Consider the following 233-nt stretch of genomic DNA (forward strand, 5'->3'; position numbering starts at 1 on the left):
GGTATCTTATGAATACTGCTGATGCGGCAAATGAACTGGGGGTTTCAACCAAAACGGTGCAGCGTTGGGTCAAGCAGCTGCAACTGCCCGCTTCCCGAAATGAGCTTGGCCACTACTTTTTCACGGAAGACGATATCGCCATTTTAAAAGAAGTAAAAGAGCAGTTGAAAAACGGTACGCCTATGCAGGATGTCACGGTCAAACGCCCGAAAAAAACCTTCTTCATTAAGAAA

Annotated in this window: 1 protein-coding gene; it reads left to right on the forward strand. The window is 45.9% G+C overall.

Going from position 1 to position 233, the window contains the following annotated elements; all coding sequences use genetic code 11:
- Window positions 1–8: 8 nt before the first annotated feature.
- On the forward strand, window positions 9–233 hold a 225-nt coding region (locus CF394_RS14735), incomplete at its 3' end, for a MerR family transcriptional regulator (RefSeq protein ID WP_133079860.1).

It is taken from the genome of Tetzosporium hominis (assembly GCF_002265435.1).
GTDB lineage: Bacteria > Bacillota > Bacilli > Bacillales_A > Planococcaceae > Chryseomicrobium > Chryseomicrobium hominis.